At 61.0% G+C, this 15,336-nt stretch carries 13 protein-coding genes; 5 read left to right on the plus strand and 8 right to left on the minus strand.

All coding sequences use genetic code 11. From position 1 onward, the window contains the following. Positions 1–42: 42 nt before the first annotated feature. The 4 genes from ACYZTM_RS08595 (at position 43) to ACYZTM_RS08610 (ending at position 5,618) form a co-directional block, all read left to right on the plus strand. Positions 43–1,809, plus strand: coding sequence for a sensor histidine kinase (locus ACYZTM_RS08595; RefSeq protein ID WP_461988149.1), 1,767 nt, complete (start codon positions 43–45; stop codon positions 1,807–1,809). Further along, the gene (locus tag ACYZTM_RS08600; RefSeq protein WP_131062226.1) at positions 1,803–3,128 is read left to right on the plus strand and encodes a sigma-54-dependent transcriptional regulator; all 1,326 of its coding nucleotides are present in this window, start codon (positions 1,803–1,805) and stop codon (positions 3,126–3,128) included. Before ACYZTM_RS08595 ends, ACYZTM_RS08600 begins: the two co-directional genes overlap by 7 nt. A 301-nt stretch (positions 3,129–3,429) precedes the next feature. Next, positions 3,430–4,749 (plus strand): MFS transporter, encoded by a 1,320-nt coding sequence (locus tag ACYZTM_RS08605; RefSeq protein WP_131063246.1) that lies wholly within the window; start codon positions 3,430–3,432, stop codon positions 4,747–4,749. A 239-nt stretch (positions 4,750–4,988) separates the two neighbouring features. Further along, positions 4,989–5,618, plus strand: a complete 630-nt coding sequence (locus ACYZTM_RS08610; protein WP_131063247.1) for a flavin reductase family protein — start codon at positions 4,989–4,991, stop codon at positions 5,616–5,618. On the opposite strand, the gene ACYZTM_RS08615 is transcribed toward ACYZTM_RS08610, so the two are convergent. Together ACYZTM_RS08615 and ACYZTM_RS08620 are read right to left on the minus strand one after the other, a co-directional pair. Beyond that, complete coding sequence (locus ACYZTM_RS08615) at positions 5,619–5,849, minus strand: hypothetical protein (RefSeq protein WP_131063248.1); 231 nt, start codon at positions 5,847–5,849, stop codon at positions 5,619–5,621. A 41-nt stretch (positions 5,850–5,890) separates the two neighbouring features. Continuing rightward, positions 5,891–6,244 (minus strand): antibiotic biosynthesis monooxygenase family protein, encoded by a 354-nt coding sequence (locus ACYZTM_RS08620; RefSeq protein WP_131063249.1) that lies wholly within the window; start codon positions 6,242–6,244, stop codon positions 5,891–5,893. A gap of 334 nt (positions 6,245–6,578) precedes the next feature. Here ACYZTM_RS08620 and ACYZTM_RS08625 point away from each other — a divergent pair, with 334 nt between their 5' ends. Beyond that, positions 6,579–7,508, plus strand: coding sequence for an AraC family transcriptional regulator (locus tag ACYZTM_RS08625; RefSeq protein ID WP_461988153.1), 930 nt, complete (start codon positions 6,579–6,581; stop codon positions 7,506–7,508). A 124-nt stretch (positions 7,509–7,632) separates the two neighbouring features. On the opposite strand, the gene ACYZTM_RS08630 is transcribed toward ACYZTM_RS08625, so the two are convergent. The 6 genes from ACYZTM_RS08630 to ACYZTM_RS08655 form a co-directional block, all read right to left on the minus strand. Continuing rightward, a complete protein-coding gene (locus ACYZTM_RS08630) occupies positions 7,633–8,688 on the minus strand; it encodes an ABC transporter ATP-binding protein (protein WP_131063251.1) in 1,056 nt (351 codons plus the stop codon). Positions 8,689–8,843: 155 nt separating this feature from the next. Next, on the minus strand, positions 8,844–9,692 hold the full coding sequence (locus ACYZTM_RS08635; protein ID WP_131063252.1) for an ABC transporter permease: 849 nt from the start codon (positions 9,690–9,692) through the stop codon (positions 8,844–8,846). Continuing rightward, positions 9,689–10,597 (minus strand): ABC transporter permease, encoded by a 909-nt coding sequence (locus ACYZTM_RS08640; protein WP_461988156.1) that lies wholly within the window; start codon positions 10,595–10,597, stop codon positions 9,689–9,691. Before ACYZTM_RS08640 ends, ACYZTM_RS08635 begins: the two co-directional genes overlap by 4 nt. A gap of 195 nt (positions 10,598–10,792) precedes the next feature. Then, positions 10,793–11,896 (minus strand): extracellular solute-binding protein, encoded by a 1,104-nt coding sequence (locus tag ACYZTM_RS08645; protein WP_131063254.1) that lies wholly within the window; start codon positions 11,894–11,896, stop codon positions 10,793–10,795. Positions 11,897–12,191: 295 nt separating this feature from the next. Continuing rightward, positions 12,192–13,652: an aldehyde dehydrogenase family protein gene (locus ACYZTM_RS08650; protein WP_461988158.1), complete on the minus strand. Its 1,461-nt coding sequence runs from the start codon at positions 13,650–13,652 to the stop codon at positions 12,192–12,194. Then, positions 13,649–15,286, minus strand: coding sequence for a 5-guanidino-2-oxopentanoate decarboxylase (locus tag ACYZTM_RS08655; RefSeq protein WP_461988160.1), 1,638 nt, complete (start codon positions 15,284–15,286; stop codon positions 13,649–13,651). The genes ACYZTM_RS08650 and ACYZTM_RS08655 overlap by 4 nt, the downstream gene beginning before the upstream one ends. Positions 15,287–15,336 lie beyond the last annotated feature (50 nt).

The raw sequence follows: 15,336 nt of genomic DNA on the forward strand, positions 1-15,336 counted from the left end.
ATGTTATGGTGCGCGCCCCTATTGCTGATTGTTTCAAACACCATGCTTGCTCGTTCGCGCACGTTACGCCTGACGCTATACACCTTGCTGATCCTCGCGGGAACCGCACTGGCGGCCGGCTTCGCTATGCGTCACGCCGAACGCCAGGCCCTGGTCGAGGACGCCGCCCGCGCCAATCAGCAACTAGCGTTGTACGCCAACTCCCTGCACACCCTGATTGATCGCTACCGCGCCCTCCCCGCCGTGCTGGCGCTGGACCCAGAGCTGCGCGGCGCGCTGAACGGTGAAGTGAGCCCCGAACAGCAGCTTGCGCTAAACCGCAAACTGGAAAAAATCAACGGCGCTGCACAGTCCTCGACCCTGGAACTGCTCGACCGTACGGGCCTCGCCGTGGCCGCCAGCAATTGGCGTTTGCCCAACAGTTACGTCGGCCACAACTACGGTTTTCGCCCCTACTTCAGCCAGACCCGCACCCAGGGCACCGGGCGCTTTTATGCGGTGGGGGTGACCAGTGGGATTCCGGGGTATTTCCTGTCCAGCGCGGTGACCAGCGACAGCGGCGAGTTCCTCGGCGCGATGGTGGTCAAGCTTGAGTTTCCGGAACTGGAGCGCGAATGGCGCCAAGGCAGCGACACGCTGCTGGTCAGCGATGCACGCGGAATCATTTTCATCGCCAACCAGCCGGGCTGGCGCTATCGCCTGTTGAAACCCTTGAGCGACAGCGATCATGCCGAGCTCAAGATCACTCGCCAATACGACAAACAACCGCTGACACCGCTGGATTATCAATCGCTGCAGCGCTTCGACGACAACAGTGATCTGGCGCGCGTCGTCGGTCCTGACGGCACGGCGAATTACCTGTGGGAATCCCTGCCGCTGACCACGGAAGGCTGGACCTTGCACTTGCTGCGCCGCCCGCAAGTCGCGTTCGAAGACGGCCGCAACGCCGCGCTCGCCGCTGCCGGGTTGTGGTTGGCGCTGGTGTTTCTGTTGCTGTTCCTCAACCAGCGCTGGCGCCTGGCCAAGTTGCGTCAGCGCAGCCGTGAAGAACTCGAACAATTGGTAGAAGAGCGCACCCGCGACCTGCGCACCGCTCAGGACGGTCTGGTGCAATCGGCCAAACTCGCGGCCCTCGGCCAGATGTCCGCCGCCCTCGCCCATGAAATCAATCAGCCGCTGACCGCCCAGCGCATGCAGCTTGCGACTCTGAGGCTGCTGCTCGATCACGGCCGGGTCGACGACGCTTACAAAGCGTTGAAACCGGTGGACGACATGCTGACGCGCATGGCCGCCCTCACCGGCCACCTGAAAACCTTTGCCCGTAAAAGCCCCAGCGGTTTGCGCGAGCGCCTGGATCTGGCGGCGGTGGTCGACCAATCGCTGCAATTGCTCGACGCGCGTCTGCGAGATGAGCAGGTCAGCACCGTGCTGCACCTGACGCGTCCGGCATGGGTGCGCGGCGATGCGATTCGGCTGGAACAGGTGCTGATCAATCTGCTGCGTAATGCGCTGGATGCGATGCAGGACAAACCCTGCAAACGCCTGGAAATCCGCCTCGAAGCCGACGAGCAACTCTGGCGCCTCACCGTCACCGACAACGGTGGCGGCATCGCCGAAGAGCATCTGCCGAACGTGTTCGATCCGTTCTTCACCACCAAACCGGTGGGTGATGGTTTGGGCCTTGGCTTGGCGGTATCGTTCGCCATTGTTCACGAATCGGGCGGACGCCTGAGCGCCGACAATCACGCCAACGGCGCCGTATTCACGGTGACCTTGCCCATCGACCTGGAGGCTCACAGCCCATGCTGAATTCAGTGATGGTGGTCGACGACGAGAGCAGCATTCGCAGCGCCGTTGAACAATGGCTGAGCCTGTCGGGTTTCGAGGTGCAGCTGTTCAGCCGCGCCGATGAGTGCCTGGCGCAATTGCCCAGTCATTTCCCCGGCGTGATCCTCAGCGACGTGCGCATGCCGGGCATGACCGGGCTTGAACTGCTGGCCGAAGTTCAGCGGCGCGATGCCGACTTGCCAGTGATTCTGCTGACCGGCCACGGCGATGTGCCGATGGCGGTTGAAGCCATGCGCGACGGCGCCTATGACTTCCTCGAAAAACCTTTCAGCCCGGAAACCCTGCTGAGCAGTTTGCGCAGGGCCTTGGACAAGCGTCGGCTGGTGCTGGAAAACCGCGCCTTGCATGAGCTGGCCGACAACCGCGCCAAACTCGACGCGACGCTGCTGGGCGTGTCCCGTGGCTTGCAGACGTTGCGTCGGCAGGTGCTGGATCTGGCGGCGCTGCCGGTCAACGTGTTGATCCGGGGTGAAACCGGCAGCGGCAAAGAGTTGGTTGCCCGGTGCTTGCACGACTTCGGGCCGCGCGCCGACAAGCCGTTTGTGGCGTTGAACTGCGCGGCGATTCCCGAGCAGTTGTTTGAGGCCGAGTTGTTTGGTCACGAGAGCGGCGCGTTCACCGGCGCTACGGGCAAGCGTATCGGCAAGCTTGAATACGCGGACGGCGGCACGCTGTTTCTCGATGAAATCGAAAGCATGCCGCTGGCCCAGCAAGTGAAATTGCTGCGGGTGTTGCAGGAGCAGAAGCTTGAGCGATTGGGCTCCAATCAGAGCATTCGCGTGGATTTACGCATCATTGCCGCGACCAAACCTGATCTGCTGGATGAGGCACGGGCCGGGCGTTTTCGTGAAGACCTGGCTTATCGGTTGAACGTGGCTGAGTTGCGCCTGCCACCCTTGCGTGAACGGCGTGAAGACATTCCGTTGTTGTTCGAATCGTTTGCGCAGAATGCCGCCGAGCGCTTGGGCCGGACTTTTCCACCGTTGAGTGGCCCGCAGTTGAGCCATCTGCTGAGCCACGACTGGCCGGGCAATGTGCGCGAACTGGCGAACGTTGCCGAACGTCAGGTGCTGGGGCTGGGAGAGCCTGCACCTGCAGGCATCGATCCCGGGCAGTCGCTGGCGGCGCAGGCTGAAGCATTTGAAGCGCATTGCCTGCGCTCGGCGTTGACCCGGCACAAGGGCGATGTGAAAGCAGTGCTTGAAGAGCTGCAACTGCCGCGCCGGACCTTCAATGAAAAGATGCAGCGGCATGGACTGACGCGCGAGATGTTCCTCTAACTGATCACACAAAACCTGTAGGAGCGAGCGGTGCGGCGACCCGACTTGCCCGCGAAGAACGATAACGCGGTTCGTCAGATAGACCGCGGTGGCTGCTTCGCGGGCAAGCCTCGCTCCTACAGGGGCTGGCAATGCGCGGAAATCCGCTTGTGACCTTGCCTGCCATGAGCGGATATCCGCTCAACAAAACGTCCTACCCCCTCTAAACCGGCCTTCCTCCCCTTGGCACACCTCCTGCTATAGCCCAGTCAGGCTGCGTTTCAACGCGCTCCACAAAAACAATTAAACGAAGGATCCTTCAATGGATAACTCCAACGCCCTGCCCCTTGGGTCGGCTGCCGTGCCCGCCAAAGAAAGAACCACCGCCAGTCGCATCAAGTCGATCTTCAGCGGCTCTGTCGGCAACATGGTCGAGTGGTACGACTGGTACGTCTACGCTGCCTTCTCCCTGTATTTCGCCAAGGCCTTTTTCCCCAAAGGCGACACCACCGCACAACTGCTGAACACCGCTGCGATCTTCGCCGTGGGCTTCCTGATGCGCCCGATCGGTGGCTGGCTGATGGGCCTGTACGCCGACAAGGCCGGTCGCAAGAAAGCACTGATGGCTTCGGTGTACCTGATGTGCTTCGGCTCGCTGCTGATTGCCCTGAGCCCCGGTTATGAAACCATTGGCATAGGCGCACCGATCCTGCTGATTTTCGCCCGCCTGCTGCAAGGCCTGTCGGTCGGTGGCGAGTACGGTACTTCGGCGACCTACCTCAGTGAAATGGCGACCAAGGAACGTCGCGGGTTTTACTCCAGCTTCCAGTACGTGACCCTGATTTCCGGTCAGCTCATCGCGTTGGCGGTGTTGATCGTGCTGCAACAAGTCCTGACCACCGAAGAGCTGTACGCCTGGGGCTGGCGCATCCCGTTCGCCATCGGCGCGCTGTGTGCCGTGGTTGCGCTGTACCTGCGTCGTGGCATGGAAGAAACCGAGTCGTTCACCAAGAAAGAGAAGGCCAAGGAAAGCGCGATGCGCACCTTGATGCGCCACCCCAAGGAACTGATGACCGTGGTCGGCCTGACCATGGGCGGCACCCTGGCGTTCTACACCTACACCACGTACATGCAGAAATACCTGGTGAACACCGTCGGCATGAGCATCTCCGACTCGACCACCATTTCCGCTGCCACGCTGTTCCTGTTCATGTGCCTGCAACCGATCATCGGCGGGCTGTCGGATAAAGTCGGTCGTCGTCCGATCCTGATTGCCTTCGGCATTCTGGGGACGCTGTTCACCGTGCCGATCCTGACCACCCTGCACACGATTCAGAGCTGGTGGGGCGCGTTCTTCCTGATCATGGCGGCGCTGATCATCGTCAGCGGTTACACCTCGATCAACGCGGTGGTCAAAGCCGAACTGTTCCCGACCGAGATTCGTGCGCTGGGCGTCGGCCTGCCATACGCGCTGACCGTGTCGATCTTCGGCGGCACCGCTGAATACATCGCGCTGTGGTTCAAGAGCATTGGTATGGAGACCGGTTACTACTGGTATGTGACGGCGTGTATTGCCGTGTCGTTGCTGGTGTACATCACCATGAAAGACACCCGCAAGCATTCGCGGATCGAGACGGACTGAGTCAGCCCGCGCAATAAAAACAGGGGCAGACCTTAACGGGTCTACCCCTTTTTTCATTGTCGACACAGTACCTGTAGGAGCGAGGCTTGCCCGCGAAGGCGATTTCAAATTAAGCATCGATGTGGCTGACACGACGCCTTCGCGGGCAAGCCTCGCTCCTACAGGGATCGCGTCGACTGGAAATTAGGTATTTGTCCTTGCACTATGACGCCATCCGCACAACGCTCAGGAATCCCTTCATGCCCGACGACATCCATTTCTACGAACCCGCCAACGGCCACGGCTTGCCCCATGACCCGTTCAACGCCATCGTCGGCCCCCGCCCCATTGGCTGGATTTCCTCACAGGACGCCAACGGCCGCTTGAACCTGGCGCCTTACAGCTTCTTCAACGCGTTCAACTACATTCCGCCGATCATCGGGTTTTCCAGCGTCGGCCGTAAAGACAGCCTGAACAACATCGAACAGACCGGTGAATTCGCCTGGAACCTCGCCACCCGCCCGCTGGCCGAGCAGATGAACCAGAGCTGCGCCATGGTCCCGCCCGAGGTCAACGAGTTCGAACTGTCCGGCCTGACTCCAGTCGCTTCGAAAATCATTCAAGTGCCGCGGGTGGCCGAAAGCCCGGTGTCCTTCGAGTGCAAGGTCACGCAGATCATTCAGCTGCAGCGGGCGGACGGGAACGTGGTGCCGAGCTGGCTGATTCTGGGCGAAGTGGTCGCCGTGCATATCGCCAAGTGGCTATTGAAGGATGGGGTGTACGACACCGCCGCGGCAGAACCGATTCTGCGCGGCGGCGGGCCAGCGGATTACTTTCAGTTGGGACCAGAGGCATTGTTCAAGATGTTCCGCCCGGGGGCGGTCAAGTGATTACCAGAGCAGGTCGGCGTCTTCTTTGACGTCTTTGAGGCGAGTCAGCTCTTTGGCGGCGGCCAGATCTGCCTCGTTGGCAGTCTTGAAGATTTGCCCTTCAAGTACTTTGTGAAAACGTGGCGCACCGGTACCACCGATGGCTTTGACAGCGATCGCGGCGTGGTAACCACCCTCGCCCGGTACAACGGCGGATACGGCTTCGAAGGTTTCAAAGGCTTTACGTGCCATGTCGCGGATCCTGGCTGATTGAGAATGGAGCCATTAAACCCTCAACCCGCCATTTTGTGTACCCGTGACCGGGACTGCCACAGCGCCTGGTCGGCCGACACGTCCTTGAAGGTATGAAAATCCAGGCTGTTGACCACCAGCTCCTGCACCAGCTCGGCGAAAATCTCCATCGCCGGGGTGCTGAAGTAGGCCGTCATCGCTTGCTGATGCGTCCAGAAACCGGACACCAGCCACAATTCCGGATCGCATTGTGAATGCTGCAGGGAAAAGCTCAGGCAACCCGGTGCGCTGCGGGACGGCTCGATCAACGCGCTCAAGCGCACACCAAGCTCCGCCGAACGCCCGGCGCGGGCACGGACAAAAGCCATATGACTGACGGGGATCTGCGTAGACATGTTCAACCCTCCCAGGTAATCGAGTGGCAGCCGTGGGACGGGCTGCGACAGGATCAAAGGTTAAGCGCGCCGGGGGAAGCGCGGTTAGTCGATTCCTGCCGGCTTTTTGCACAATCCTGCGCGGCTTTTCGAATAACCTGTAACAACCTGTAAAAGTCTTCATACCGATTAAACACGGCTATCAAGCAAGTTTCCCTTGGCGGGCGCAGCCATAGAGGCACCGCTAATCCACTCAATGCAGAATCAGGCAAGGTTGAGGCAGGATGTGTCTACCGCTTCGTCTTGCACAAACTTAAGCTCGGCTCATTACCACCCCTCAGCGAGGATGCCCGGCATGTCGTCGTTCGATCACTTTCAAGCCCCGCTGGATGCCGACATGGAGAAACAGCGCGCGGAACTGGCCACTATCATCCGTCGCAATACCACGGACGATGGCACTTATGCCACTGCCGTCGGCTCGCTGTTCATGTCGCGCCACAGCCAGTCCCACGACTTTGCCCCAGTGCTGGCCCAACCGGCGTTGTGCATCATGGCGCAGGGGCGCAAGGAGGTTCGGCTGGCCGACGAATACTTCAATTACGACCCGCTGAACTACCTGGTGGTCTCGGTCTCGATGCCGTTGAGCGGGCGCGTGGTGAATGTCACGTCTGAAGAACCGATCCTCGCCGTGCGGCTGGACATTGATCCGGCAGAAATCACCGCGCTGATCGCCGACGCCGGCCCGCTCGGTGTGCCCACCCGGCCAACCGGGCGTGGCTTGTATGTCGAGCGGATCGATACGGCAATGCTCGATGCGGTATTGCGCCTGGCCCGGTTGCTGGAGACCCCGAAAGACATCGCCATGCTCGCGCCGCTGATTCGTCGGGAGATTCTTTATCGGTTGTTGCGCAGTCAGCAGGGGCATCGGCTGTATGAAATTGCCATCGCCAATAGCCAAAGCCACCGCATCAGCCAGGCGATCAAGTGGCTCAACGGCAATTATGAGCAACCGCTGCGCATTGATGATCTGGCGAAAGAAGTGAACCTGAGCGTGTCGACGTTGCATCATCGGTTCAAGGCAATGACGGCGATGAGTCCGTTGCAGTATCAGAAGCAGTTGCGCCTGCAAGAAGCGCGGCGATTGATGTTGGCCGAAGGGCTGGAAGCGTCGGCGGCGGGGTATCGGGTAGGGTATGAAAGCCCTTCGCAGTTCAGCCGGGAATACAGCCGGTTGTTCGGGGCGCCGCCGCTCCGGGATTTGGCGCGGTTGCGGTTGTCGGTTTAAGTGGTTTCACCACAACCCTGTAGGAGCGAGGCTTGCCCGCGAAGAACGATAACGCGGAGTATCAGGCAAACCGCGTTATCGTTCTTCGCGGGCAAGCCTCGCTCCTACAGGTTGTTGGCGAGTTTTAGGCGCCGAGCACGCGGCAAGCCTCAGCCGGCAACGTCACCGACACCGGATTGCCAATGCTCAACCCAAACCCCTGACACGGCGTACTCAACGCCGTAAACGACACCCCGGAACACTCCACCGTCGTTTCAATCGTCGCGCCGATATCACGCACAAACGTCACTGTACCGAGCAACCGGTTCCCCGCCGTCGCCTGCGGATGCGACAGTTGCAGGTCCTCCGGGCGAATCAGCATTTTCACTTTCTCACCGACCACAATGCTGCTGCAGATCGGCACCTCCAGCGCATCGCCACCCGGCAAACCAATCTTGCCGTTGCCCAGCGCCGTGGCCGGGAAGATATTGCCCGAGCCGATAAAGTCCGCGACAAATTCGTTGGCCGGGTGCCGGTAGATTTCAATCGGCGTGCCCACCTGCTGCACCCGATGCTCCCCGAGTACCACCACAATATCGGCCATGGTCATGGCTTCGCGCTGGTCGTGGGTCACCATGATCGTGGTGATGTTCAGGCGCTGTTGCAGCTGGCGGATTTCCACCTGCATCGACTCACGCAGCTTGGCGTCGAGCGCCGACAGCGGTTCATCCAGCAGGAGGATTTTCGGGTGGTTGGCAATCGCCCGGGCAATCGCCACGCGCTGGCGTTGCCCGCCGGAGAGTTTGGCCACCGGGCGATCAATCATTTCCTGCAGCTGAATCAGCTCCAGCAACTCCACCACCCGCGCCTGCTGATCAGCCTTGCTGACACCCCGCAGTTTCAGCGGATAGGCGATATTCTCCCCCACCGTCATGTGCGGAAACAGCGCCAGGGACTGGAACACCATGCCGAAATTACGTTGATGCGCCGGGGTGTGGCCGATGTCTTCACCATCCAGGCGAATCTCGCCGCCGCTCAGGGTTTCGAGCCCTGCAATCATGCGCAGCAACGTGGTTTTGCCGCAGCCCGAAGGGCCGAGAAAACACACCAGTTTGCCCTCGGGCAAATGCAGGTTTACATCTTTTACCGCGCAGGCCGAGCCGTAATGTTTCTCGACGTTTTCCAGAATCAGACCAGTCATGTTGCACCTCAAGAATAAGGTTCTGGCTGGAGGTGGCCGAGCGAAGATCAGGCAAGGCAAAAGTCTGCGAAGAAGCGGAGTTGACTTTAGTCAATGAGCATTCTGAGCGGACTTTTAACGCAGCATGATCGAGCGCAGGCACCTCCAGGCAGAAGCTAGAACGAAACGCCACCTTCACCGACTAGCTTCTCCAACGCCCAGATCAGGACGAAGTCGATCAGCACGATCAGCACGGCAAACGAGAAAACGGTGGGGTCGAGCGAAGACACGGTGCGGCTGTACATCCAGATCGGCACGGTCATGACGTCGATGGTGTAGAGGAAATAGGTCACGGTGAATTCGTTGAACGAGACGATGAACGCCAGCAGCATGCCCGCCAGAATCCCCGACTTCATCAGCGGCACTACCACATCGATAATCGCCCGGGTCGGCGAGGCACCGAGCATCTGCGCGGCCTCTTCGACTTCACTGCCGATGGAGAGCATCGCCGCGGTGCAGTTTTTCACCACGAACGGCAAGGCCAGAATCACGTGGGCAATCACCAGCCGTGAGGTGGTCATCTGGAACGGCAGGCTGTCGAACACCAGCAACAACGCCAACCCCAACACCACCATTGGAAACACCAGCGGCAGCGACATCAATTGCAGCGCCACGGCTTTGCCGCGGAATTCGCAACGGGTCAGCGCGTAGGCTGCCGGCACCGCCACAATGGTCGCGAAGATCATGGTCAGGCACGCCACCATCAGGCTGGTGGTCATGGCTTTGCCCAGGCTCAGCACATCGCTGGAATCCGGCGAGACGAAGGTGTGCCAGGCGGCCTTGTACCATTGCAGGCTGTAACTGCTCGGCGGGAAGTCGAGGTTCGACGCACCGCTGAACGACATGACGATCATGGTCAGGATCGGCAACACCGCCAGCAGCAGAATGAAGCCCGAGAGAATGCCGGCAAATTTGCCGGTCTCGCCGGGCAGCAGGCCATAACGCTTTTGGGTCAACGTGCTCATTGCGAAGCCTCCAGCATGCGCCGACGACGGCCAGTGATGAATTCGGACAAGGTCATAATCGCGAGGGTGGTGACGATCAGTACCACGCCGGCAGCGGAGGCGGCGGGCCAGTTCATCAGCGGTGCGATCTGGTCATGCACCATCACCGCCAGCATCGGCACGCGCCGGCCACCGAGCAGCAACGGCACCACGAAGCTGCTGGCGTTGTAAGCGAATACCAACGTCGCGCCGGTGATGATCCCCGGCATGCTCATCGGCAGCACCACCTGGCGGAACACCTGAAAGCGACTCGCGCCCAGGGTTGCAGCGGCTTCTTCATAAGTACGGGCGACGCCGCGCATGGCGCTGGCAATCGGCAGCACGGCCAACGGGAAAGCGGTTTGCACCAGGCCCATCAGCACGCCGTTCTGGTTGTACAGCAGCATGATCGGGCGCTTGATCAGGCCCAGGCCCATCAGCGCCTGATTGAGCATCCCGCCAGGACCGAGAATCACCAGCCAGCCGTAGCTTTGCAGCAGCAGGTTGACCAGCAATGGCAGCAGCACTGCGGCGAGGAAGATCCGTCGCACGAAGGGTGAGGTCAGCCGCGACATGGTGTAGGCCACCGGAATCGCCAGCACCACCGCGATCGCCGCGCTGATCAGCGCCAGGCGCAGGGTCAGCAGCAAGGACTTGAGGTAATAGGGTTCCAGCAATTGGGCGTAACTGGCCAGGCTGAACCCGGTCCATTCCGCGCCCTTGGTGCCCACGCTCATGCGCAGGACCAAGAGGCTGGCGGCGATCAATACGCCCAGAAACAGCATCGACGGCGAGAGGAAAAACCAGGCGCGCGTCGTCGGCGAACCCCCCCGATTGGCGCGCGATGGAGCGGCGGCGACCGGATGAGTCAGAGGTTGGTGTTCCATAGCAAGGGTCTCGTCAATGGAAAGCAGCTGGCAAACACAACTATTGAAAACACCGCATTTCTAATGTGGGAGCGGGCTTGCTCGCGAAAGCGGTGTGTCAGTCACATTGATGTTGGATGTGCTGACGCATTCGCGAGCAAGCCCGCTCCCACAATGGATCTGTGGTGTTCCAGAAGAGTTGTGTTCGCCACTCGATCAGGAAGAAAAGATTTCCGTGTAACGACGAATCCATTGGTCATGCACAGAGGCCAGGAAGGCGTTGTCGTGCATGATCGCTTTCTCGGCAATCTGCTCCGGCGTGAGGATGTACGGGCTCTTGCGCGCTTCCGCGGAGATGATCGCCTTGGCGTTGACCGGGCCGTTGTAGATGTCCTCGGCCATCTTGCCCTGCACCAGCGGGTCCAGAGAGTGGTTGATGAAGGCGTAGACCAGATCGGTATCGCCCGGACGATTCTTCGGCATCACCGACAGCATCAGGTCGGTGTAGAAACCTTCCTTCATACCGAAGGTGGCGCCCAGGCCGTAGGCCGGATCGCGGATCTGTTTCGGGAAGAAGGCCGGCGCGTACAAGCCGCCCATGTCCAGGGAACCGGTGCGGAACAGCTCGGCAATCTGGTTCGGGTTTTCACCCAGGGTCACCACACGATCTTTCAGCTCGGCGAGTTTCTTGAAGCCCGGCTCGATGTTGTGCTCGTCACCACCGGCCAGTTTGGCGGCGATGATGATCAGGTCCATGGCCTCGGTCCAGTTCGGCGGCGGCAGGAAGATGTTCGGCGACAGCTCGGCGTCCCACAGGGCGGCGTAACTGTCCGGGGCTTCCTTGATGGTGCGGGTGCTGTAGACCAGGCTGTTGCACCACAACAGGTAACCGATGCCGTGGCCATTGGCGCCGGTGCGGTATTTTTCCGGTACGTCGACCAGGTTGGGGATGCGGTTGAGGTCGGGTTTTTCCAGCAGGTTGGCCGCGGCCAGACCTTCGGCGCCGACGCCGGCCAGGGTGATGATGTCGTACTGCGGACGATCACCCGCTGCCTTGAGTTTGGCGACCATTTCCGAGGTACTGCCGGTGCGGTCAGCAATGACCTTGCAGCCGTACTTGTCTTCGAAGGTTGCCGCGATGTTGCGCAATGCGGCCAGGCCCGTGTCATCGGACCAGGTCAGCAAGCGCAGGGTCTTGCCCTGGAAGCGCGTGTCGCTGGCATTGGCCTTGACGAAGGGCAAGCTCATGGCCGCCGCTGCCACCGAGGCCACGCCCACGGTTTTGATGAATTGACGTCTGTTCAGATCATGCTCGCCCATTACGGACTCCCTTTGTTTTTGTAGGTATAAGGCAGGTCGAAACTGTTGCATCCGCGCGGCCGGATCAGCTTTATCCCTCGTATTTTCGGGGGTTTGGCTGAACCAGCGGGTTCATCCTGAAGTCGTGCAAAACACCTGACTATCGATAAAAACTCATTGAAGCCATGACGCCAGCGCATGCCTCATGAAGGAGCGAGCCTGCTCGCGAAAGGCGCACGGGCGCCGCGTTCATTCAGGCACCTTGCGTCATCGTTGACGTCCTTCGCGAGCAGGCTCGCTCCTACAGTGAAAGGCGTCAGATCGCTCGAATCACGTGTTTGATTTCCTGGAAAGCCTGCAAACCCCACGGCCCCAATTCGCGGCCGATGCTGCTCTGTTTGTAGCCACCCCAGGCGGTCTGCGGGAAGATCACCTGCGGCGCGTTGATCCACACGAGCCCCGCTTGCAAAGCGTTGGCGACGCGATCCGCCGCCTCCACGTCGCGCGTAACCACGCTGGCCACCAGACCGAACTGGCTGTCGTTGGCCAAGGCAATCGCCTCGGCTTCAGAGGCAAAACTGCGTACACAGATCACCGGCCCGAAAATCTCTTCACACCACAACGCACTGTCGAGGGGCACTTCGGTGAAAATCGTCGGCTGCAAAAAATAACCGCGCGACAGGTCTGCCGGACGATTGCCACCGCAAATCAGTTTGGCGCCCGCGCTCAAACCGCGATCGATGTGGCCCAGCACACGCTGGTATTGCGCTTGATTGACCAGGGCGCCCATTTCCACGTTCGGGTCGAACGGGTCGGCAACGCGAATGGCTTCGGCGCGGGCCTTCAAACGAAGGAGGAATTCATCCGCCAGTTCATCAGCGACCAACACGCGGCTGGTGGCCGAGCACATCTGCCCGGCGTTGAAGAAACCGCCGCCACAGGCCACTTCCACGGCCAGGCCGATGTCGGCATCGGCCAGCACCAGCACCAGCACCAGCAGCGAGGATTTGCCGCCCAGTTCCAGGCTCACGCCTTTGACGGTTTCCGCCGCCCGTTGCATGACCTGCACACCGACCGCGTTACTGCCGGTAAAGGAGATTTTGGCGATGCGCGGGTCGGCCGACAGCGGCGCGCCGACGGCCAGGCCGGTGCCGCAGACCAGGTTGAACACACCGGATGGCAAGCCTGCTTCAGCGATGATCGCGGCCAGTTCCAGCTCCGGCAGCGGCGTGACTTCGGAAGGTTTGAGCACCACGCAGCAACCAGCCGCCAGGGCCGGGGCAAGTTTCCAGGCGGTGGTGACCATCGGGAAATTCCACGGCACGATCAGGCCGACCACACCGCACGGTTCACGGCGCACACGAGCGCTGAAATCGTCGATGGGCAGCTCGACGTTGCCGTCCTGCTTGGCATCGAGGCCTTCGGCCAGACCGGCGTAATACTCGAACGTGGCGATCACGTCATCGACGTCGATGGCGGCTTCGAACAGCGGTTTTCCGTTGTTGCTCGATTGCAACTTCATCAAGTGTTCACGCCCGGCCTGAACGCCTGCGGCGATTCTGCGCAGGATCGCGCCGCGTTCGGTGCCGGTGGTTTTCAACCACTCGCCGAAAGCCTTGGTGGCGGCGGTGACTGCTTGATCGACGGCTTTTTCATCGCCGCCATTCACGGTGGTCAACAGGGCTTCCGTGGCCGGGTTGATCACGCGCAAGTGTTCGTTGCCCGCCAACCATTGGCCATCGATATAAAGGCCGTCCAGAGTCGTCGGAAAGCTCATTTCGACACCGCCTTCATCCACTGGGTCTGATCGATTTCAATCAGGGTCGGGCCCTGGCGATCAGCGGCGGTACGCAAGGCACTGCGCAGCTGCTCGACACCGTTGACTGCTTCAGCCGCACAGCCCAGCGCCTTGGCCACACCGATGAAGTCCGGGGTGTAGATGTCCACGCCCACCGGCTCGATGGCGCGGTTGACCATGTATTTCTTGATCTCTTCGTAGCCCTGGTTATTCCACAGCAGGACGATCACCGGGGTGCGCGCTTCAACGGCGCTCGCCAGTTCCGGCAGGGTGAATTGCAGGCCGCCGTCACCGATCAGGCACACCACCGGAGGACGCGCACCGCCTTCAACGCTACCGCCGAGCCAGGCGCCAATCGCCGCCGGCAAGGCGTAACCGAGGGTGCCGTAGCCGGTGGATGAGTTGAACCAGCGACGCGGGCGTTCCGGGTTGAAGGTCAGGTTGCCGGTGTACACCGGCTGGGTCGAATCGCCGACGAAGACGGCGTCCGGCAATTCGTGCAGCACGGTTTCGAGGAAGCGGGTCTGGGCCAGGGTCGGCGCATCCCAAGTGGCGGCGAGGTCTTCGCGCAGACGGGCAGCGCGGACCTGGCCCCAGTCGTTGCGGCGCTCGGCCAGCGAGTGTTTGGACAGCTCGCTCAGCAAGGCCTGCGCGGCGTTGCGCGAGTCAGCCACCAGGGCGACTTTCGGCGGGTAATTGCGCACGGTCTGGTCGGGGTCGATGTCTACACGCAGCAACGCGCCGGGAATCTCGAAGCCGCCGGCAAACGTGACGTCGTAATCGGTCTCGGCCAGTTCGGTGCCAATGGCCAATACCACATCGGCTTCGGCGACCAAGGCACGGGTCGCGACCAGGCTTTGGGTCGAACCGATCAGCAACGGGTGATTGGATTCGAGCATGCCTTTGGCATTGATGGTCAGGGCCACCGGCGCGTCCAGCAGTTCGGCCAGTTCGGTCAGCTCGGCGGCCGCATCGATGGCACCGCCACCGGCAAGAATCAGTGGGCGTTTGGCACCGGCCAGCAGCGCGGTCATGCGGCTGATCGCACTCGGCGAAGCACCGGCGCGGTCGATGTTCACCGGGAGACTGGCGAGCAGGTCGTCGGCTTCTTCAACCAGCACATCCAGCGGAATTTCGATGTGCACAGGACGCGGACGACCGGCCTGGAACAGTGCAAATGCACGCGCCAGCACGCCCGGCAATTCCGCCGCCGACATCAAGGTGTGGGAGAACGCTGCCACACCGCCGACCAAAGCGCTCTGGTTCGGCAGCTCGTGGAGCTTGCCGCGACCGCCACCCAACTGGCTGCGCGATTGCACGCTGGAGATCACCAGCATCGGGATCGAGTCGGCATAAGCCTGGCCCATCGCGGTGGTGATGTTGGTCATGCCGGGACCGGTGATGATGAAGCACACACCCGGTTTGCCGCTGGTGCGCGCATAACCGTCGGCCATGAAACCGGCGCCCTGTTCGTGACGCGGCGTGACGTGGTTGATGCTCGAACGGGCCAGCCCGCGATACAGCTCCACGGTATGAACCCCGGGAATGCCGAACACCTGCTCGACCCCGTAATCTTCGAGTAACTTGACCAATACTTCGCCGCACGTCGCCATGTCTTTGCCCTTCTTGTTCGTTTGAGACGCCGGGCCTGCGCAGTGTTTAT

The organism is Pseudomonas sp. MDT2-39-1 (assembly GCF_054898085.1).

Coding starts and splice junctions, on each gene's coding strand:
- ACYZTM_RS08625 (WP_461988153.1), top strand. CDS start 6,579: ATGTCGTCGTTCGATCACTTTCAAGCCCCGCTGGATGCCGACATGGAG.
- ACYZTM_RS08620 (WP_131063249.1), bottom strand. CDS start 6,244: ATGTCTACGCAGATCCCCGTCAGTCATATGGCTTTTGTCCGTGCCCGC.
- ACYZTM_RS08605 (WP_131063246.1), top strand. CDS start 3,430: ATGGATAACTCCAACGCCCTGCCCCTTGGGTCGGCTGCCGTGCCCGCC.
- ACYZTM_RS08630 (WP_131063251.1), bottom strand. CDS start 8,688: ATGACTGGTCTGATTCTGGAAAACGTCGAGAAACATTACGGCTCGGCC.
- ACYZTM_RS08600 (WP_131062226.1), top strand. CDS start 1,803: ATGCTGAATTCAGTGATGGTGGTCGACGACGAGAGCAGCATTCGCAGC.
- ACYZTM_RS08595 (WP_461988149.1), top strand. CDS start 43: ATGCTTGCTCGTTCGCGCACGTTACGCCTGACGCTATACACCTTGCTG.
- ACYZTM_RS08610 (WP_131063247.1), top strand. CDS start 4,989: ATGCCCGACGACATCCATTTCTACGAACCCGCCAACGGCCACGGCTTG.
- ACYZTM_RS08640 (WP_461988156.1), bottom strand. CDS start 10,597: ATGGAACACCAACCTCTGACTCATCCGGTCGCCGCCGCTCCATCGCGC.
- ACYZTM_RS08645 (WP_131063254.1), bottom strand. CDS start 11,896: ATGGGCGAGCATGATCTGAACAGACGTCAATTCATCAAAACCGTGGGC.
- ACYZTM_RS08635 (WP_131063252.1), bottom strand. CDS start 9,692: ATGAGCACGTTGACCCAAAAGCGTTATGGCCTGCTGCCCGGCGAGACC.
- ACYZTM_RS08655 (WP_461988160.1), bottom strand. CDS start 15,286: ATGGCGACGTGCGGCGAAGTATTGGTCAAGTTACTCGAAGATTACGGG.
- ACYZTM_RS08615 (WP_131063248.1), bottom strand. CDS start 5,849: ATGGCACGTAAAGCCTTTGAAACCTTCGAAGCCGTATCCGCCGTTGTA.
- ACYZTM_RS08650 (WP_461988158.1), bottom strand. CDS start 13,652: ATGAGCTTTCCGACGACTCTGGACGGCCTTTATATCGATGGCCAATGG.